Genomic DNA, 20,183 nt, shown 5'->3' with positions numbered 1-20,183 from the left:
TCGATTACTCAGCCCTCAATAACGTTTCCAGGACATCATGGATTTCTTGTTTAATCTCTGTGCTATTACGGTTGAAAAAGTCTGCTAAGTCATACCCAAGAACCTGGTCACAGAAGGCATACAGAGACTCTTTATTGTTGCTATTCGTTGTACCAATAAGAATACCGCAACGGTTATTCCGGTATCTCAGTACAATGTCAGAATCAATCTGTGAAGAAAAGATTGCGAATACAGGAAGATAATCGTTTGCCCATGCTACTACAGCATTATCAATGTCGGCATTCTGACGCTTGGAGTCTTTGCTTTTGTAACCCTGACGCACTTCAAAAACGATCCCGTTAGTGGGTTCCGTAACTTCACCTAAGTCAGAACAGTAGTCTTTAATCCATTGCTTGACGTTGTTGAGAATCGTTTGATTCTTAACTTCAGAAAGTTCAAGTCTGCCGTCAAGGGATAGCTTTTTATCTTTCCCAGAGCGAGTCTTTGCTGTGTAAGACCACGTTGCATAAACGGGGTCTGTGTAACCAGTTGTATCTACCAAAACTGCACGGAATAGACGTTCACACCCAATGCCGATTTGCCGATATACGGAAGTCATTCCACCTGCTGCACGATGTGCAGCGTACATCAGATCGGTGTCAAGACCTACCCATGCGTAGAAAGGGTCTGAACCGTAAAGCGTCTTGAATCCACTCAGGGATAGCCCCTTATCGCTGTTACCCTGCCCGAACTTGGGTCTGTAGGTCTTGCACTTCTTGATAGGTGCAAGGAAAGTCTTTAGATATTCCGTTTCTCTGTTATTCACATCCTTCTATATTACAACTTTTTTGAGAATTTTTTTTGAGGGCTAACTACTAATTATACCGTTGTGCTTTGATCAGGGAAACTTGTTGTTCAACCCATTGGATGATGTCAGTTTCATAGAGCATTTTTTTCTAGGAAATCTCACTAAACGTGACGAAAGCCTTACCTGGTTGGGTTACGCTCCTGCTCACCCAACCTAGGAATAAGGCTACTGCCAGATGTAAATCAGCACAAACAAAATAATCCAGATCACATCGACAAAATGCCAGAACAGGGAAGTGGCAGCAACCCCAAACTCACCGTTGTCGTAGTTACCGGGAATGAAGGAGCGTCCCAGCATAATCAATTGCAGCAAGACTCCTGTCAGCACGTGCAAACCATGAAACCCGGTAAGCAAATAAAAGGTGCCGCCAAATACCCCATCGGTAAATCCAAAGGGGAGACTGCCCCATTCCACTGCCTGACCATATAAAAAGTAGCTCCCCATTGCCATGGTCAGGAGCCAAAATGCCCGAAAGCCCCACAGATTGTTGACATGGAGATATCGTTCGGCAATATAAATTACGAAACTACTAGACACCAGCACTACAGTATTAATAGCTGGCTCTTTGATCTCTAGCCCTGTGACACCGGCAGGGAGCCAGTCGGCTGTGGTAGTCTTGTAAACAATGTATCCAGCAAAGAAGCTCAGGAAGATAACACTTTCCGAAAGCAAGAAAATGATGAAGCCAAACATGCTGTTGCCTGCTTCATCATGGCTATGTTCTGCCGTCCCATCAGAGGTATGGGTCTGACTGGGTATTACACCAGAGGTGAGTGATGGATCGATTTCAGTTGGGTTCATGAATAACTTCTAGCGCATCAGGGTTAGAAACCAAAGGTTCAGATTTGCCATAGCCATAGGGTTCGGCAACCACCACAGGCAACTGTTCAAAGTTCTCGTGAGTGGGCGGGGAGGAGACAAGCCATTCTATCCCGATCGCCCGCCAGGGATTGGCTGGTGCTTTTTCTCCTTGTACCCAGGAACCGACCATATTGAGGATAAAGGGCAAAGTAGACATGCCCAACAGGAACGCTCCAATGCTAGCAACCACATTCCAAAAGGCAAATTCGGGATCGTAGGACGCAACTCGGCGGGGCATGCCTTGCAGTCCTAATGGGTGCATGGGGAAGAAATTGAGATTGGCTCCGATAAAGGTCAGGGCAAAGTGCAGTTTTCCCAACCCTTCATTATACATGCGCCCTGTCATTTTGGGGAACCAATGGTAGAAGGCGGCATAAATCCCCATAACTGTTGCGCCATAGATAACGTAGTGAAAGTGACCAACAACGAAATAGGTGTTGTTGACGTGAATATCTACTGGAACGGCTGCTAACATAATGCCAGTAATGCCCGCAAATACGAACATCACCAAGCCACCTAGTCCGAAAAGCATGGCGCTGGTGAGTCTGAGTTTACCTCCCCAAATGGTTGCTACCCAAGCAAAGACTTTGATGCCAGTTGGCACGGAAATCAACATTGTGGAGAACATAAACAGCATCCGCATCCATCCGGGGGTGCCGCTAGCAAACATGTGATGCACCCAGACTATAGCGCTCAACCCAACAATAATTAGGGATGAAATAGCAACTACTTTGTAACCAAAAAGGGGCTTGCGGGCGTAAACTGGGAATATTTCTGAAAAAATGCCAAAAATCGGCAGGATAATTACGTAAACGGCTGGGTGAGAGTAGAACCAGAAAAAGTGCTGGAACAGAATGGGATCGCCCCCTTTGGCAGGGTCAAAAAAGCTGGTGCCTAGGGTTAAATCAAACAACAGCATGATGGCTCCAGCAGTCAGGGCAGGTAAGCCAAATAATTGAATAATCTGGGCACTGAGTACAGCCCAGACAAATACAGGCATTCGGAAGAAGGTCATTCCGGGCGATCGCATCCGAATAATCGTGGTTACGATATTGACAGCTCCTAGAATAGAGGATACTCCCGAAAGCGCCACGGCTAGTAGCCAGAGAAATTGACCGTTAATCAAAGCACCAGTAGGGTTTTGCAGGCTCACGGGTGGATAAGACCACCAACCTGCCTGGGCTGGGCCTCCTGGAGCTAAAAAGCTTCCCATCAGGACAATCCCAAAGACGGGCACCATCCAGAAGGCCAGGGCATTCAGCCGGGGAAATGCCATATCCCGTGCCCCAATCATCAGGGGTACTAGGTAATTGGCCAGCCCGGCTAACACTGGAAAAGTCCACAAGAACAGCATTACTGTTCCGTGGAGGGTAAACATAGCATTGTAGACGGTGCGATCAACCAGATCGGCTTCTGGGGTAATCAGTTCACCCCGGACGATCATGGCAAAGATTCCACCAATCAGAAAAAAGAAAAAAGAGGTGACAATATACTGAATCCCAATCACTTTGTGATCGGTGCTGAAGCTGAAAAAGCGTTTCCAGTCTTCAGGGGCACCGGGCGAGGGCTGGTTGCCCAAGGAAGCGATCGCGTCAACCGAAGAAAGATTGGTCATAACTCTTTATTTGGCACATTTGAACCGGAGTAATTCACCATAGGAGGCGCAGCTGGAACCACCGTTTTCCAGCCTGCACTAATTGCTGTTTCAGAGGCTCGACGATATTCCTCGAAGGCTGGATTGTAGGCTGCTGCGGGTGGTTGAACCGCTGCTTGAGCAAGCCACTGCTGATAGGATTCCGGGGACTCTACTACCACATCCGCCTGCATTGCTGCAAAGTAAGTCCCACTGTATTCAGAATCCCGCAACCGATAGTTGCCTTCGCGAATGGGAGTAAATTCAAACTCGATCGCCTGATTTGGGATAATATCCTGCTTGACTCGAAAGGCGGGAATATAAAACCCATGTATCACATCCTCTGATTTCAGGGTAAGCTTGATGCGATGGTTGTTGGGTAAATGAAGTTCTGTGCTGCTGATACTCTGCTCCGGATAGCGAAATTCCCACGCCCACTGACGAGACAAGACTTCGATGCGCTCTATTGGTTCGCGCCTCTCAAGCATTTGTGAGTGAGTGCTTGGCTCGATGGGTGCAGCCTCAGCGGTTGCCATTTCTAGATGAACATGCTCCATCGGACCGAGAATCGACATCTGGTCGTAGACCTGGTAGCTGTAGGCTGCAATCCAAATTACTAAGGCTAAGGGAATCGCTGTCCAGACGATTTCCAGGGTGATGTTTCCTTCAATTGCTGGACCATCGCTTAAGTCATACTTGCCTGCTTGCTGAAACAAGACTGAATAGGTTAGGGTTCCTACTACTCCTAAGAAAATAAAGGTTCCCAGTGTCACAAGGAAACTGAATAAATCGTCAACTAGCAGGGATTCAGCTGAAGCTTGGGGAGGAAACCAAGAGTAAGCCTGTTGACCCATCCACAGACTAATCCCGGCTAATGCGATCGCAACGACAACCAAGGTCAAAATCCTGCGAATATTCATGAGCTTATTTATTTCAACAGTAAGTTTGGATCTTCTCCCAGTCTCAACAGGCGATCGGCGCTAATGTGTAGGCCAAAATCTGCCGCCAGTTGCGCTCCCAGGGTACCGTGAACAAACATCAGTGCAAAAATCCCTAGTCCCGCTAACAAATAGGTCCATTGTACTTGTCTGGCCCTATCCTTATTCCAAACAAATCGCTGAAATCCGCGCCATACTGTCATTGCTACAATCAGCAGCAGCAGCAAGACTCCGCCAACTCCATGCCAAAGCATGGTTTCCATGGCCTGTAATCCCCAGGCACTTCTAACCTCTGTGGGTGGGTCTGCCAGCATGATTTCATAGAAACCGGCTGCAACGGTGAAGAAAGTAACCACTGCTGCTGCCAGCATGTTGTACCAGCCGACATCAAAAAAATTGGATCTTGTGGCAGGAATTGCCAGTATCTTAAAGACTGGTTTTTCCAGGGGAAACAAGACCCCAACAATATCAAAGCCGATGGCCACGATAAATAAACCAAGGGTTAGATGTACCAGATTGGGATGAATCGGAATCGGGTAAGGCAAGCCATTGGCTCCCAATTGGCTCCCCAGTTGGTCAATTAGGTTTGAACTCATTGCAACAAGCCCTCCCTAGTCCCTTCTACTACCGGAACAGTATGTAATCCATAGACCCAAACGAGTAAGTCACCCAGGTAGACCTGGACAAATACTAACCCTACTAACAACGCCCCCACTCCCAAAAAAGGGATGGGTAACTCTTTGGGATTGCGAGAACGAATAATGTAGCGCCATGCTGTCACCGCTGCAATGATGCCAGATAGAGACCAGCCAATCAGCGTATGCAGGTTCAATGTTCCCTCTGCTGCTGTGTAAGGCTCTGCTAATCCGGCTTCAATTTGCCCAAAAATAACAGCAATAAAGATAGAAATAGTCGCAAAAAATAAATTCCACCAACTTACCTCATACAGGCGATAATTACGGCTAAAGTAGCCGACAGCGTCACAAAAGACGGCAAACAATACCATGGCAATCACAAAATGAACCACGATCGGATGAATTGTATCGGGATATGGCAAGTTGTGATCGTTGAGTGGGGGGAGATACTCTAGCATATTGTTCTCAATGAGGTTTCAATGAGGAATTGTTGGTAGTGGTAGACTAGTAGTGACTTTAACCCCCGAAACATTGACGCTTACCGTAGCAAAATCACTACATCGTTACCACTACCGAATTGTTCATAATACTACTAAATTAATAGTAATAATTTTATAATTACTAAAACGCTAGTATAAAATTATTAGGCATCTTTGACATTAGAGCCATAAAAACAATTATATTCAGGCTGATCAGCAAGAAAATAACATAAAATTGTTGGGGCTTTATTCCTTTCCAAAAAATCACTGTAATTCTCCTAATTAGTTTATTTGCCTAGATAAAAATACTCATTTAATGAGTATTGACTTAGACTTGAGCAGATATATAGTTAGTGACCGCTAATTTTTCAGCAAACAACTAACTGTGTCAAATTAATTGACTCCAATTACAGGGTTTACAAAGCAAGCAGCTAGCTCCAGTTAGTAGATATAGCAACTATATAGAGCAAGGATAGCGATACCTGACTTTAGATATATCACCTGGTTTTACTATAGCCAGCTAACCCTTAGTATTAGTAGATTTTTCAGAAAGTTTTAAGATTTATTACAAAGCCAAAAAGGTTTACAATTTGTCTTATCTGACTTTGACGATTTGTATTGTTATAGCAAAGGTGAATTTAGCTCCCGGAACAGGAAACAGGGAGTAGGTAGTAGGTGAATTTGGAATAGGGAATAGGTCAAAAAAAATGTATCCCTAATTACTATTATAACCGCTAGATAAAGTATTAACTGTTTGAACCTCCCCACCCTGTAAGAGGGTGGGGATTCCCAGGCACAACAACTATGTTGCTGTTATCTCCATGGGCGTGACTTTCCCCCGCACCGGAGGTAGCTGAGTTTAAAGTTACCGTAAGATAGTGGTTTGAAGTTACCGTAAGTAGAGGGTCGCCTTTACAGGGGACTGGCTATGAGGATGCATGGTTAAAACTATTGTATTAAGGCTCCACTACACTTACGGTAACTTCAAGACCCGTGGCGAATTTAATTCGCCTACGGTTAGAAGTTACCGCAAGAATAGGGCAGCCTTTATAGTCGGCAGGCTATGAGTCAAAGGGTAATGGTTATTGTTTTAAGGCTGCCCTAATAAACAGGTTTTGTCTCCGGAAAGCGCACCTTTGGTTAAAAATTTGTAATTAAGGCGACCCTATCTAAGGCGCGCGTCTAATGGGTCAATTCCCAGTTTTTTGAGACCCCGCAACTTGATGTTTATTGCCCCATTAATGTCAGCATCGTCATAGTGACCACAGTTGGTACAGACAAACTTTTCTTTTTTTCTGTTACTTTTGCTGACGTGATGACATTTTGGGCATTCAACAGACGTGTGCTTGGGATTTACCTTGACTACTGGTATGCCTGACTTTGCAGCCACGACTTCTACTTTTTTAACCAATTCTCCCCAAGCTGCATTAGATATTGACCTATTTAAACCTTTTTTTGCCGACTGCCCATTGCGTTCGTAAAACGTCGGCTTTGCCGAATCGTAGCTACCACTTTCATTGGGTCTAGGTTTACACCGAGATTTCATTGCTTTAATATTGAGGTCTTCAAATACTAAAGCATCTGTTCCGTCAACTAATTGATTGGCAATACCCCAATGGTAGGCACTACGATTATTTGTTATCCGCTCATGAAGCGAAGCAACCGCTTCATAAGACTTCCCTCTATTCCTAGACCCCTTATTCTTCCTGCTAGCAGCTTTCTGCCTCAACTTCAAACGCCTTTCCCTGCGTCTAAAGGATTTTTGTTTAGCCGGATTAGCTATTGTTTTTCCATTAGATAGGCTTATTAACTTATTGATACCTAGATCGCAGCCTTTGACTCTCAGAGGGTCAATTTCGGTATTATCTTTTACTGGAGTAGGTGGAACCGATTTATCTTCGATTTGAAGACTTACGAACCACCCACGAGCTTTTCTGCGAACAGTGACTGACTTCAGGGTAAAACCCTCAGGTATAGGACGGGAGTTATAAAAACCCATCCATCCAATTCCTGGGAGGTATATTTTGTTTCCATTAAGCTTCACCTGACCAGGAGCGTATTTGAAGCTTCTAAATCGTGACCTTCTTTTTGGTTTTGGATATCCAGTTTCTCCTTTGAAGAATTTAGCAAATGCGACATCCAACTGTCTTAGGGTCTGTTGTAAAACAGTTGAATGAATCGATTTATACCAAGGTCTTTCTTTCTTGAGTATGGGCAGACTGGAACTTTGAGCTTCGTAAGCACTTCGTCTTGGATTTTTATGACTTTTCTTCCAAGGGTAGCCTATAGAGTAATTTTTACTCACTGAACAGGTCAATGGACACGCTTCCCCACCACTTTTTAATTCACAGTAATTGCCTAACCTGGGAGTTTTTGCTTGATCGTAAGAATCATTTCTGTCTCTCAACAGGTAATTATACTGTAATCTCAGCATATCCAACCATCTGTTCATTTTAGATTTCTGTTGCTGATTGGGCTTGAGTTTGTAAGAGTATCCTAGTTGCATCTGTTCGACCTATTTTAGTGCTAATCTAATTATAGACCCCCAAAACTATAGTGTCAAGGAAATGTCTGAACAAATTAAAAGAAAAGTAGGAAGACCCAGATTACACGAGGAAGCAAAGAAGAGTTACAGTATCAAGGCTACTGAAACTGGTTGGCAGGGATTGAAACGTTTGGCCGCTTGTTCGGGGTTAAGCCTTTCTGAATACTTAGAGTTCCTAGGAAGAACTGGGACTTTGCCTGATTGAGGGAAAATTCATACCCGGAGACGAAACCTTAGAATAGGGTCGCCTTTATGGTTGGTCGGCTATGAGAAAAAGGGTTAAAACTTTATTATTAAGGCGACCCTATTCTTACGGTAACTTTAAGCCCTGAAAGAGGGATGGGGTATTCTTTTCCCTGGCCAAAGGCCACGCTACGCGAACAAACTCCCTTCTTGATAAATTGAAGGGGATTGGATCTGGAAACTATAGCCTAGAACTGTTGAGTAATTTTACTTATGGTTTTCAGTCGATATCGTGCCAAGGTGATTTCGACATAAGCAACGTTATCCAGGAGTCAGGAGCTTCGAGTCAGGAGCTTCGAGTCAGGAGCTTCGAGTCAGGAGCTTCGAGTCAGAATAAATCAAGTTTTTATTTAATTTGCAATTAATCAGAGTTTAATCCTCTGATAAAATTAGCGATTGGCCAAAGGCCTCAGCTTCCGCTAAAAGCGAACGCACTTTCGTTTTTCTACTTTGACTAGAAAATGCGATAAGTCTCAAAATTCGAATTTTTTGAACTTATATCCGATTTTTTGGGTCAATTACCCTGTTAGTGAGGATTGGACTGACTAATACTGGGGTATTGGCTTGAGGCGATGACAGATTGGCTATACTGACAGATTGGCTATACTGATTAGTTAGTCAGGGCTTAGGCAACAAATCTATGATACGTTTGGTAAATAAAATTGGGGGTAAAGCCCCTCATAGAAATCAATGACTGAGCTAGAAGAGTTCAAGGGATTAAACTATCAGTAGCAACTGAAACCGTGAAGATTCAAACTTTTCTTCAACCCATTGACCGTACTGCTGGGGTAGTCATAGTTATACTGAGTCTACTGATTGGTATATTACTGTGGACTGGCGATCGCACTGCGCCCAGGGTACGGGAATTTACGTGGCAAGATAAACAAGTCGGTGCGGAGGATAAAGCGTTTATCCTAACCTTCAGCCGTCCTATGGATCAGACTAGTGTAGAAGCGAATCTGAACATTGTTCCACCCATCCCGGGCAAAATTAGCTGGGCTGGACGTAAAATGGCTTATACTCCGCTGCTCCCTTTACCCTATGGCACCGAGTATCAATTCCAACTCACTGGGGCAGTAGACCAATTCGCTAAGCCTGGCAATAAGACTGCCATGGAACCGTTTAAGGCATCCTTCCGTACCCGTGACCGAGCCTTTGCCTATGTGGGTGTTAAAGCAGAAGAACAGGGGCGATTAATTTTCTATAATCTCACTCGCCAACAAAAAACTATCTTGACGCCTCCAGATTTGCTGGTTATGGACTTTAAGTTCTATCCTGATGGCAGCCGAATTCTTTTTTCTGGTGTTAGAAGTCAGAATCAAGAACAGGACTTGCTCTCCGCAAAATTATATACTGTGACCACCGGCATATCTACTCGTGCCCCAGCTCAAGCGACCGTATCGTCAGACTCTGCGGGTAAAGTTGAGCAGGTTCTCGATAGCAAAGACTACCAGAATCTGAAGTTTGATTTGTCTGCTGATGGTAAAACGATTGTGGTACAGCGGGTCAGTCGGAGTAATCCTTCGGAATTTGGGCTGTGGACCATACAACCTGGTGCCAAACCGAGACCATTAGACCATGAACCAGGAGGAGATTTTCTAATTACTCCTGATAGCAACGCCATCGCGATGGCTCAAGGTCAGGGAGTGGGCATTTTACCCTTGACACCAAATGCTCAACCCCTAGACTTTTTACCAAAGTTTGGCATGGTTATAAACTTTGCTAAGGATGGTTCAGCAGCAGTGATGGTGAAGTTTAATTCTGACTATACGCGATCGCTATTTTTAGTCAAAAACCAGGGCTCTGAGCAAGAGATACTGCGCACCACTGGTTCTGTCCATAGTTGTGAATTCTCAGCGCAAAACCAGATTCTCTATTGTCTGCTCAGCCAACTCATTGTTGGGGAAGAATTCAAAGAAGAACCTTTCCTAGCAGCGATTAGCCTTAAACCTAATGACAAGAATGAGTATACCTTAAAGCGCTTGATAGTTTTACCGGAGCAACAGGAAGTTCATATGAGTTTGTCCCCAGATGACTTAGGTATACTCTTTGATCAAATAGTCCCTGAACAGTCATCTGAGGAAGGTTTGATCACTGATGAAGGACAAATAATTGCCAATGCTAGACTCTGGCTATTACCTTTAGTGGATGATACATCTTCAGATACTCCAGTGAAGCTGGAAGCGGAACCACTCCTAACTGGATTTAATGCTCGTTGGCTACCTTGAAGGGGTTTGCATATGCGCTACGCGCACGCTTGCGCGTTCAGCCGTCAGCATTCAGCATTCAGCCGTCAGCCGTGGGCTAAAGGCCAACGCTACGCGAACAGCTGATGTAACAAAGATAAAAAAAATGCTTACTTGTTGTCTTGATGCAGTCGCTCATGGGGGTTTCCCCCAAGACCGCGCTGCATCGCTTATTTAAAAGCTGATAGCTGATAGCTGATAGCTGATAGCTGATAACTGATAGCTGATAGCTGATAACTGATAGCTGATAGCTGATAGCTGATAGCTGATAGCTGATAGCTGATAGCTGATAGCTGATAGCTGATAGCTGATAGCTGATAGCTGATAGCTGATAGCTGATAGCGTAACCTATAACGTGTAACTTTAACTTAAAAGACTATGGAAATTAATCAGTGTCTTCATGTTGCTGTTTTAGTTTCTGATTTGGAAAAGGCAGAGCATTTTTACGGTAATATTTTGGGATTATCTAAAGTTGAACGAGAGCTGAGATTTCCTGGTGCTTGGTACCAAGTTGGTCAATTCCAAATTCACTTGATGGTTAATAGTAATGCTAAAGTTGAGCTAAAAAATCCTGAAAAATGGGGTCGTAATCCCCACATTGCCTTTAGCGTAGTAAATTTAGATGAAGCGAAGGAATCTCTACAAGCTCATGGTTACCCGATTCAATTGAGCTCATCTGGTCGTGCGGCATTGTTTACCCGAGATCCAGATGGTAATATTATTGAAATTAGTCAGATTAGTCAGATGACCACTTAGGGGTTTAAGGTAGGGCTCGGGAAAATAGATGAAAACCATTGCCTACCTGTACAGCAATCCCCTACTTGACCCAGTGCCTGACCCAGCAGTTTGGGGTTTGGAGGTGGATCAGGTCTATCTAGATTTGGGAGGACGTCAAGAGTGGCAGCAGTTAGTTGCGGATTGCCAAGCTCAACCCCCTGATTACTTGCTAATTCGTCGTCTGGAAGAACTCGGAGAGTGTTTAGCTGAAATTAGCGATCGCATTACCCAAATTGAAACCCTTGGTGTTTGCTTGATTGCCACAGAGCAATCTTACAATTCTGCTCAGCTAACGGATGCTACCAACTACACTGGGATTCGCGCTAGTTTACTGAAACTAATACACGAAATCCAGCAGGAAGTCAACAGCCGCCGCCTTCGGCAAGGGCACGCTCGTAATCGCCTCAAAGCCTTACCCCCACCAGGAAAAGCCCCCTATGGCTATCGGCGGGGCAAAGACCGCTATCTAATTGACCGCAGTACTGCACCGGTGGTTAAGGATTTTTTTGAACAGTTTCTGCTTTATGGTTCCTTGCGGGGTGCAGTACGGTATTTAGAGCAAAAATATGGTAAACGGATTTCCGTGACTACCGGGCGTCGTTGGCTGACAAATCCAGTCTATCGGGGAGACCTTGGCTATCAAAAAAATGGTGAGGTTATTTCCGATACCCATAGCGCCATTTTGAATCGGGAAGAAGCGGCACAAATTGACCGACTGCTCAGGCGCAACCGACAATTACCTCCTCGCACCGCCAGTGCTCCCCGTTCTTTAGCAGGGTTGGTGGTTTGTCAGGAATGCCAGTCGGGGATGACCGTTGTCAGTGTTACTCAATATCGTAAAAACAAACAATATCTCTACCTACGTCCGATCAATTGTCCTAAGCATCCCAAATGTCGTGCTATTAGTTATGAACAGGTTTTGGAGCAGACCATTCAACTGATCTGTCAGGAATTACCCCGTGCTGTTGCTGCTATGAATGCTCCCAGCTTGGATGGGCTTAAGGAATCCCTTCAGGGTAAAATTACTCAAAAAAAAGATAATTTAGAGCAGCTAACCCTGTTAACCTCTAGTGGGGTGCTTGATCAAGAAACTGCTGATTTACGAGCATACAAACTACGGACAGAAATTTCCCAATTGCAGCAGCAGCTAGCTGCTTTGCCCCCAGTGAATTTAAAAGCGATCGCTAAGACAGTATCCATTCCTCAATTCTGGATTGATTTATCAGAATCAGAGCGTAGGTTTTACTTTCGGGAGTTTATTCAAAAAATTGAAATCCTGCGTCAGGTAAAAGAATGGCAGCTGCAACTTGTGTTTATTTTCTAGGTAAGCTATCAGCTATCAGCTATCAGCTATCAGCTATCAGCTATCAGCTATCAGCTATCAGCCATTTGCCACCGACACATTACTCCTACTTTAAGCAATGCCCTTTGGCGAGGCATCCTGTAAAGTTATCCAAAGATAAATTACATTAGCTCTCACAAGGCTAGTGCTGCCCAGTTATTTTTGTAAAATTAAATACAGAAAATAGTTAAAGTTTACCCATTGTCTGGGAAGATTTTGGCTCGCAGCAGTCTCAGCTAGGGTAGACGGGAATTTTTTTACCTTGATGAGAAAATCATGAAACTTTTAGAATCGCAGACCCAAACCCCGACTTGGAACAGCTCCCCTAATCCCAACTTAGATCAGTCCCAGGAAGCGTTCCAACCTGGGACTTGGGTACATTTGTTAGAGCTACCTAATCCCTATAGCTTTGATGAAGCGCTACTGCTGTGTCAGATTTCAGAAGACCAGTGGGTATCCTGGATTCCTGATCATGGTGAAGCAACGCTACATATCAGTCAATTTTTATGAGAAAGATTTTCTGAGAAACACAACCCTTAGAAGCAAAAGCCTTGCAGGCAAAACAATCGATTACCCACCGCTAACAGGAGGAATCAGAACCACTTCATCCCCATCTTGCAAGGGGGTATCGGGGGGAACGAATTGCAGATTGATGCCAAAGCGGGTTACTTCACGCCATTGCTCCAGCTCTGGGTGTTCACTCAGTAAACGGTCTAGCACGGCTGATACTGATGTTTGAGGGGGAAATCCCAACTGGAGTTCTGGCAAGCCATAGGTTTCTTGATAGGCAGCAAAAAGCTTGACTGTAACAGTGATTGATGGTTCAGACATAGATAAAGTAGTTATAAAGCTCCCTAATTGCTGTAAAATTGCTATTTTTTTGTGTTAAATGCTGTTTGATGTTTTTTCCCTGACGAGACTCAGACCCTTAGAAATATACTTTACAAATCAGATCAAGTAAGATAGATGCACCCTCATGACCAAAGCAGTATTGACCCTAATTCACGAGTATTTTAAAACCTAAGTGACATATTTGACTAGATTGATCAAATAGCTAGTCCAGGGGCATTCGCATCTTATTTTTGTACATGCTGGCGGGGTGAGGATTTCAGCGATCGAGTCCTACCCATAAATCAATTGATGAAATCCTTACTGGATAAGGGTTTTGCAATTTAGATGCGAATGTCCTGGGGGCTGGCTAAAGGTGGGCGTAAGGGTTCAAAATATACAGAGGCGCATAGTCTAGTAACTCAACTAGTAAAATCATAAGCAACCTAACTGTAACTTAGAGGATATCTCCCAAGTTTTTTGATACTGAATTTTGCCCCCCTAGCCCCCCAACTTTGGGGGGAACAAGAGTCAATTTGCTTCTAAAAGTCCCCCCCGGTGCGCTTTCCTTGTCTTGATGCAGTCGCTGGGGGAACGGCAGTCGCTCATGGGGGAAACCCCCAAGACCGCGCTGCCTCCCCAAGACCGTAATGGTGCTTTTTCCGTATTAAGAATTAAATTCGCCACGGGTCGCACCTCTGCATCGCTAGGCGAATTAAATTCGCCACGGGTCGCACCGCAAAATTGTGGGATTTAGGGGGCTTGGATGTAGCAAATGGGACTTCTCAGACAACCTCTTAAGTTCACATTATAAATAAAAGCATCAGCTATAACTGAGGCTTTTTTAAAGTGACTTGAAAAATTATAATTTACCAAGTCATAAGGTTCTTTATTTCACTCAAAATATTCCGAGAACCGCTATCACAAGAATCAACACAAATAAGGTCTACTCTAATATGACCACCAGTAGGAGAACAAACAAGATTGTAAATAGCATTATTTCCTCTTATCCAGCGGGTAGAATTGTTTGTGTGTCCTGGAACATTTTGGATTTGACCTTCAAATCTGGGGGGGCGACAAGCGCCCCGTAACCCTTGATATATATTAAATTGAGCGAATTATGGTAAAAAAAGATAGGTCAGAAATTGTCAAGACGACCTATCAATTCAAAATGCTACCAGAATTATATCAAAAACATTTAAAAAATCTCCTTTCCGAATCTCAATTATTGTTTTTTTACCTTGTAGTAATCATTGTACAAGATATCAAGGATGTTAAACTCGAAAAAATTGCTGAATCTTTACCTTTGCCTATTAAATGTAACTCAAGGCGTAAAAAGTTACAGAGATTTTTTTCATTACCAATATTTCAAATAAAAAAAATGTGGTTTCCACTTGTTAGAGAATGGCTCACTCAAAAATTTGATAAACACAAAAAAATCTATTTAGCCATCGATAGGACTAATTGGAATAACAAAAATTTATTGGTGGTTAGTATAATTTATAAAAACCGAGCAATCCCAATTTATTTTGAACTTCTTTCAAAACTTGGTTCAAGTAATTTTTTAGAGCAAAAACAAATACTATCAACTATTATAGGGCTATTTGATAGCTATCATGTTGTTATTTTGGGAGACCGAGAGTTTTGTTCAGTTAAATTGGCTGAATGGCTAGACAAACAAGGGTTTAAGTTTTGTTTAAGACTTAAAAAAAATGAGCAAATTGAATTAAAAAATCAGGGGTGGATTTCCCTGAAAAACTCGGGATTAAAACCAGGAATTTCGTTATTTTTTGAAAAGGTTAAAGTCACAAAAACTAAACAAGTATCAGGATTTAGTATTGCCTGTAAATGGAAGAAAAGTTATCGAAAGTCAGTAAGCCAAGAAGGTTGGTTTATCCTAACAAATATGAGCGAATTGTCTGAGGCAATATCAGCTTATAAAAAACGTTTTGATATTGAGGAAATGTTCCGAGATTATAAAAGCGGTGGATATAATATGGAAGGCAGTAATGTTGTCGGTAAACGCTTTATATCTTTACTTATTATAATCTCTTTTGCTTACTTTATTGCCACAATTAAAGGAGAAATAATTAATAAAAAAGGAGTTCAGGACTATGTAGCGAGAGTCAAAGAATATGGGCGATTAACTAAAAGACATAGCAGTTTTTATATTGGAATGTATGCTCAAAAATGGATTCATTTTATGGATAAATGTTGGGAATTAGTTTATGCTTTGATGCGTTTAAGTCGTCATAAGCTCGATAATTATTTACGAGGTATGAGAGCTATGAAGCTTATACAGTCTACTTTTTAGCTCTCATGTCGCCCCCCCAGCCTTCAAATACAAGAATCTTCATTTTTTCTATACCCTTACGAGCACAACTTCTTTCTCTTTGAGAACTAACCTGCCTCCAACCTGTACTACGTACACTTCCAGTAAGTGCTTTAGCTACTCCTTGGTTTAGGGTCATACTTAGCAAAGCTATAATAGATAGAGTGCTTAGTTTACTCAACATCATTAATTTCCAATATTACTAAAACAAATTATAGTAATAAATTGTGTTTTTAAACATAACAATTTATTACTAAGTAGTCGAACAAAAGTAAACAGCACTATAGCAATTATAAATCATTTGTAAAATCAGACAAATCTGGAATCGTTGCTGGAAAAAGGTTATAGCGAACACTTTAGCCAATATATTTCACGAATCATTTAGAACTGCTATAAGTAGTCGGACAAAAGTAAACGGCACTATATTAACTTTTGTAAAATCCTGCGATTGCGCTACGCGCAGGCTACGCCAATGCTCTCAAGGGGGTAGTTCTCAATAAACCCGGTATTATTGTGCTTATTGACAAGATATTTTCTACATATAGTGTTTATTGAAATAAATAAACACTATATGTATGAATCAATCCATTAGATGTGTTGACTCTACTCCCTAGTCTTGACAAAACTATGGCGATAGAGTACTAGAAGCCCAGTGGAAATCAATCTAACAAACCGAAGATGAGTTGGATTTACCGATTAGGATAGAATATTGGTATTTCTAGCTTAGTCAGTCAATAACTCACCGCTAAGTCTTTCGGCGTAGCCGAACGCGCCCCGCGTGGCCTACGGCCGACCCTGCGCGAACAGACTATAGCGGGAGCTTGTGAAAAGCTCATAGTTGACCAGTCTAAGTTCTATGAGAACTCCGTTATTTCCAAGAGTTAAAGTCCTACCTGGGGATGCGTAGCTAGTCCCCAGCTCTAGAACCCGGTCGTTAAACAGATGTAATTGAGTTAAGTCAGTGCGATCAGGAAAGTACCGAGAAATAACTTTGACGAAGCTAACTTTACCCTAGCAATAGGAGGAAACACAATTATGCGTGTATTTGTACTAAATAAAAATCGACAACCTTTAGACCCCTGCAAACCGGCGAGAGCTAGAATTCTACTTTCGACAGGCAAAGCTAAGGTCTATCGTCGTTACCCATTTACTATAATTTTAACGGAGGAAATAGAAGAGCCAATAACTCATACTCATCAGCTCAAAATAGACCCTGGAGCAAAAACAAGTGGTTTGGCCATTGTTCAAAATAGCAGAGTGGTTTGGGGAGGTGAACTTAACCATAGAGGCTTTCAAATTAGAGACGCTTTGACTTCTCGTAGACAGTTAAGGCGCGCCCGTCGCAATCGTAAAACTCGGTATCGCAAGCCCAGGTTTCTTAACCGACCATGGTCAGAAGGCTGGTTAGCTCCTAGTCTGATGTCTAGAGTTTACAACATTTTAACTTGGGTCAAAAAACTAACTCGTTTATGTCCAATTACAGGTATCTCTCAAGAGTTGGTTAGATTTGATACTCAGAAACTGCAAAATCCTGAAATATCTGGGATCGAGTATCAGCAAGGTACGCTTTACGGTTACGAGCTTCGAGAGTATCTACTTGAAAAATGGAATCGTAAATGTGCTTACTGTGGGACAACAGATACTCAGTTAGAGATTGAGCATATCAAGCCTAAATCTAAAGGCGGTTCTGATAGAATTTCTAATTTAGCTATCGCGTGTCATTCATGTAATCAAGCTAAGTCTAATCAGGAGGTTGAGCATTTCTTGTCTGGAAAGCCTGATGTCTTGAGGCGGGTTAAAGCTCAAGCAAAACGACCTTTAGCTGATGCGGCAGCTGTTAATGCGACTCGCTGGAAGTTGTACCACGAACTAAAATCTATTGGGTTGCCTGTCGAAGTTGGTAGCGGCGGATTGACTAAGTTTAACCGATGTCGCCAAAACCTCCCTAAGACTCATTGGTTAGATGCTGCAAACGTCGGAAAAATTGAAACATTGGTGATCGAAGTAACCCATCCTTTGATAATTACCGCCAAAGGTCACGGCACTCGTCAACTTTGTCGAACCAACAAGTACGGATTCCCCATTCGTTACTGCTCAAGAACCAAAGTGCATAAAGGGTTCCAAACAGGGGACATTGTTCGTGCTGTGGTAACTAAAGGTAAAAAAATAGGTACTTACGTGGGGAGAGTCGCAACTCGAAAATCGGGTTCTTTCAATATCTCCACTAAATCAGGATTAGTACAGGGAATTAGCCACAAATATTGTCAGTTTATTCACAGAAAGGATGGTTATGCTTATACGATTTAAACCCTGTCCTCCCTTTCCTGAGTGCCTGTCACCTGGGGTTTCCCCAGGTGTTTATATGGCACGTCTCACCGCTAAATCAAAGATTATAGCGGGAGACGACCGGGAGGCGCACAGATGAGCAGATCCCCTCAAGCATCTACTCCCGAATCCAACGATAACCTTCCGAAAAGGGCAACTGAAGCAGCAAGGAAAGTTGCGCCTGAGAATACTGACCATCGGACAGTGGACCGCAGTAAGCTGACACCGATGATGCAGCATTTTGCTCAACTAAAAGACCAGTATTCCCATGCTGTGCTGCTCTACCGAGTTGGGGACTTCTATGAAACCTTCTTTCAGGATGCCAGGATAATTTCTGAAGCCCTGGAACTGGTCTTAACTAGCAAAGAAGCAGGTAAGGGAGTGGGACGGGTGCCAATGACAGGGGTTCCTCACCATGCTTTAGACCGCTACAGCACCATGCTAGTGGAAAAAGGCTATGCGATCGCAATTTGTGACCAAGTGGAAGATGCCTCAGTGGCAGCCAAAGAAGGACGTCAGGTGCGCCGGGAAGTCACCCGTGTCCTTACCCCCGGTACCTTGATGGAAGAGGAGATGCTCCATGCTCGTCGTAACAATTTCCTGGCAGCAGTAGTGATTGCAAAGAATCATTGGGGTTTAGCCTATGCAGATATTTCCACTGGGGAATTTCTGACTACTCAAGACCGAGAGTTAGACCTGCTGGTTCAGGAATTGATGCGCTTGCAGCCGTCGGAGGTATTAATTCCCACCAATGCTCCCGATTTGGGGAGTATGCTACGACCTGGTCAAACCTCTGAGAGTTTACCGGATTGTTTACCTAATTCATTTTGTTATGCACTCCGTCCCCAACGACACTTTACCTTGGCCGAAGCCCGACAGCGACTGTTGGAACAGTTCAGAGTGCGATCGCTTGAAGGCTTAGGGTGTGAACATCTGCCCCTTGGTGTCCGTGCTGCTGGTGGATTGTTGGAATATCTGAAAGATACCCAAAAAGAAAATTATGTAGCGTTACAGATATTACGTACCTATACCATTGCTGATTATTTAATTCTCGACCACCAGACTCGTCGCAATCTGGAAATTACTGCTACTGTCCGAGATAACACCTTTAATGGTTCCCTGCTTTGGGCTCTAGATAGAACCAGTACAGCCATGGGAGGTAGAGCATTGCGGCGCTGGCTACTGCAACCATTACTAGAGATTAAGGGAATCCGGGCGCGACATGATACGATCGCGGAATTAGTGGATAATACTGGACTGCGCCAGGACTTACAGCAGCTGCTTCGGAAAATTTATGACTTGGAGCGGTTGACAGGGAAGGCAAGTTCTGGTAGAGCCAATGCCAGAGATTTAGTCGCCCTAGGGGATTCTCTGTTGAGGTTACCGGAATTAGCTGACCTAGCGGCTTATGGGTCTTCTCCCTATCTGAAAGTGATGCAGAATGTACCGCCACAATTGGAAGAGTTAGGGCACACACTGCAGGAGCATCTGGTAGAGTCACCACCGTTGCATCTGACTGAGGGGAAATTAATTCGGCCTCAGGTCAATCAGCAATTGGATGAAATGCGTGGTCAAGCCGAGGAGGATCAGCAGTGGATTGCCAATTTGGAAGTGACGGAGCGGGAAAAGACAGATATTCCCAAGCTGAAGGTAGGGTTTAATAAGACCTTTGGATATTACATTAGTGTACCTCGTGCTAAAACAGCTCAGGTACCAGATAACTATATTCGGAAGCAGACGTTAGTTAATGAAGAGCGCTACATAACCCCAGAGCTGAAGGAACGGGAAGCACGGATTCTCACGGCCCGGGAGGATTTGAATCGTTTAGAGTATGAAATTTTTGTAGGCTTGCGCCATGAGGTAGGGCTGGAAGCTGACAGGATTCGGGGTGTGTCTCGGGCAGTAGCAGCATTGGATGTGTTGTGTGGATTAGCAGAAGTAGCTGTTTATCAGGGGTATTGTCGTCCCTATATGGATCAAAGCCGGGAAATTCGGATTATAGATGGACGGCATCCAGTGGTGGAGCAGTCCTTGCCCAGTGGTTTGTTTGTGCCGAATTCCGCGTCTTTAGGTCAAAACAAGTTGCAGGTTGACGGGGAGTTGAAGGTTGACGGGGAGTTGAATGTTGGAAGGTTGAAGGTTGAAGAGGAGT

The 20,183-nt window shown here is 43.6% G+C and carries 15 protein-coding genes and 2 pseudogenes; 9 read left to right on the top strand and 8 right to left on the bottom strand.

Annotated elements, in window-relative coordinates:
- Positions 1 to 4 precede the first annotated feature (4 nt).
- From BJP34_RS27885 to BJP34_RS27855, 7 genes are all read right to left on the bottom strand, one after another.
- A complete protein-coding gene (locus BJP34_RS27885) occupies positions 5 to 628 on the bottom strand; it encodes a hypothetical protein (RefSeq protein WP_229424060.1) in 624 nt (207 codons plus the stop codon).
- Positions 629 to 1,012: 384 nt separating this feature from the next.
- Positions 1,013 to 1,648 carry a cytochrome c oxidase subunit 3 gene (locus BJP34_RS27880; protein ID WP_070395153.1) on the bottom strand — a complete coding sequence of 212 codons (636 nt, stop codon included), beginning with the start codon at positions 1,646 to 1,648 and terminating at the stop codon, positions 1,013 to 1,015.
- Positions 1,635 to 3,323, bottom strand: coding sequence for a cytochrome c oxidase subunit I (ctaD, locus tag BJP34_RS27875; RefSeq protein WP_070395152.1), 1,689 nt, complete (start codon positions 3,321 to 3,323; stop codon positions 1,635 to 1,637). Before ctaD ends, BJP34_RS27880 begins: the two co-directional genes overlap by 14 nt.
- Complete coding sequence (locus BJP34_RS27870) at positions 3,320 to 4,261, bottom strand: cytochrome c oxidase subunit II (RefSeq protein ID WP_070395151.1); 942 nt, start codon at positions 4,259 to 4,261, stop codon at positions 3,320 to 3,322. Before BJP34_RS27870 ends, ctaD begins: the two co-directional genes overlap by 4 nt.
- Positions 4,262 to 4,269: 8 nt before the next feature.
- Entirely contained in the window at positions 4,270 to 4,875 is a 606-nt protein-coding gene (locus BJP34_RS27865; protein ID WP_070395150.1) for a DUF2231 domain-containing protein, read from the bottom strand.
- A complete protein-coding gene (locus BJP34_RS27860) occupies positions 4,872 to 5,372 on the bottom strand; it encodes a DUF2231 domain-containing protein (protein ID WP_070395149.1) in 501 nt (166 codons plus the stop codon). Before BJP34_RS27860 ends, BJP34_RS27865 begins: the two co-directional genes overlap by 4 nt.
- 1,186 nt (positions 5,373 to 6,558) lie before the next feature.
- Positions 6,559 to 7,845, bottom strand: a complete 1,287-nt coding sequence (locus BJP34_RS27855; RefSeq protein ID WP_229424059.1) for a transposase — start codon at positions 7,843 to 7,845, stop codon at positions 6,559 to 6,561.
- A 115-nt stretch (positions 7,846 to 7,960) separates the two neighbouring features.
- On the opposite strand from BJP34_RS27855, the gene BJP34_RS37690 reads away from it, so the two are divergent.
- The 5 genes from BJP34_RS37690 to BJP34_RS27835 all read left to right on the top strand — a co-directional run bounded on the left by BJP34_RS37690 (position 7,961) and on the right by BJP34_RS27835 (position 13,056).
- Entirely contained in the window at positions 7,961 to 8,143 is a 183-nt protein-coding gene (locus BJP34_RS37690) for a hypothetical protein (RefSeq protein WP_083305378.1), read from the top strand.
- Between the two features lie 781 nt (positions 8,144 to 8,924).
- Positions 8,925 to 10,409: an Ig-like domain-containing protein gene (locus BJP34_RS27850; RefSeq protein WP_070395148.1), complete on the top strand. Its 1,485-nt coding sequence runs from the start codon at positions 8,925 to 8,927 to the stop codon at positions 10,407 to 10,409.
- Between the two features lie 396 nt (positions 10,410 to 10,805).
- Positions 10,806 to 11,183, top strand: a complete 378-nt coding sequence (locus BJP34_RS27845; RefSeq protein ID WP_070395147.1) for a VOC family protein — start codon at positions 10,806 to 10,808, stop codon at positions 11,181 to 11,183.
- Positions 11,184 to 11,211: 28 nt separating this feature from the next.
- On the top strand, positions 11,212 to 12,528 hold the full coding sequence (locus BJP34_RS27840; RefSeq protein ID WP_070395146.1) for a recombinase family protein: 1,317 nt from the start codon (positions 11,212 to 11,214) through the stop codon (positions 12,526 to 12,528).
- 294 nt (positions 12,529 to 12,822) lie between these two features.
- On the top strand, positions 12,823 to 13,056 hold the full coding sequence (locus BJP34_RS27835) for a hypothetical protein (protein ID WP_070395145.1): 234 nt from the start codon (positions 12,823 to 12,825) through the stop codon (positions 13,054 to 13,056).
- A 60-nt stretch (positions 13,057 to 13,116) separates the two neighbouring features.
- Here BJP34_RS27835 and BJP34_RS27830 read toward each other — a convergent pair whose 3' ends face one another.
- Positions 13,117 to 13,377 carry a MoaD/ThiS family protein gene (locus BJP34_RS27830; protein ID WP_009149283.1) on the bottom strand — a complete coding sequence of 87 codons (261 nt, stop codon included), beginning with the start codon at positions 13,375 to 13,377 and terminating at the stop codon, positions 13,117 to 13,119.
- A gap of 574 nt (positions 13,378 to 13,951) precedes the next feature.
- Here BJP34_RS27830 and BJP34_RS44685 point away from each other — a divergent pair.
- The 4 genes and pseudogenes from BJP34_RS44685 to mutS form a co-directional block, all read left to right on the top strand.
- The gene (locus BJP34_RS44685; protein WP_158517515.1) at positions 13,952 to 14,131 is read left to right on the top strand and encodes a hypothetical protein; all 180 of its coding nucleotides are present in this window, start codon (positions 13,952 to 13,954) and stop codon (positions 14,129 to 14,131) included.
- A gap of 414 nt (positions 14,132 to 14,545) precedes the next feature.
- A pseudogene (locus tag BJP34_RS27825) lies at positions 14,546 to 15,708 on the top strand (IS4 family transposase); the annotation flags it as partial.
- Between the two features lie 1,033 nt (positions 15,709 to 16,741).
- Positions 16,742 to 18,013 carry an RNA-guided endonuclease IscB gene (gene iscB, locus BJP34_RS27815; protein ID WP_070395143.1) on the top strand — a complete coding sequence of 424 codons (1,272 nt, stop codon included), beginning with the start codon at positions 16,742 to 16,744 and terminating at the stop codon, positions 18,011 to 18,013.
- Positions 18,014 to 18,127: 114 nt separating this feature from the next.
- Positions 18,128 to 20,101 (top strand): annotated as a pseudogene (mutS, locus tag BJP34_RS27810) (DNA mismatch repair protein MutS); the annotation flags it as partial.
- Between the last annotated feature and the right edge of the window lie 82 nt (positions 20,102 to 20,183).

The organism is Moorena producens PAL-8-15-08-1, assembly GCF_001767235.1.
Classification (GTDB): domain Bacteria; phylum Cyanobacteriota; class Cyanobacteriia; order Cyanobacteriales; family Coleofasciculaceae; genus Moorena; species Moorena producens_A.
This window is presented reverse-complemented; position numbering and strand designations above follow the sequence as displayed.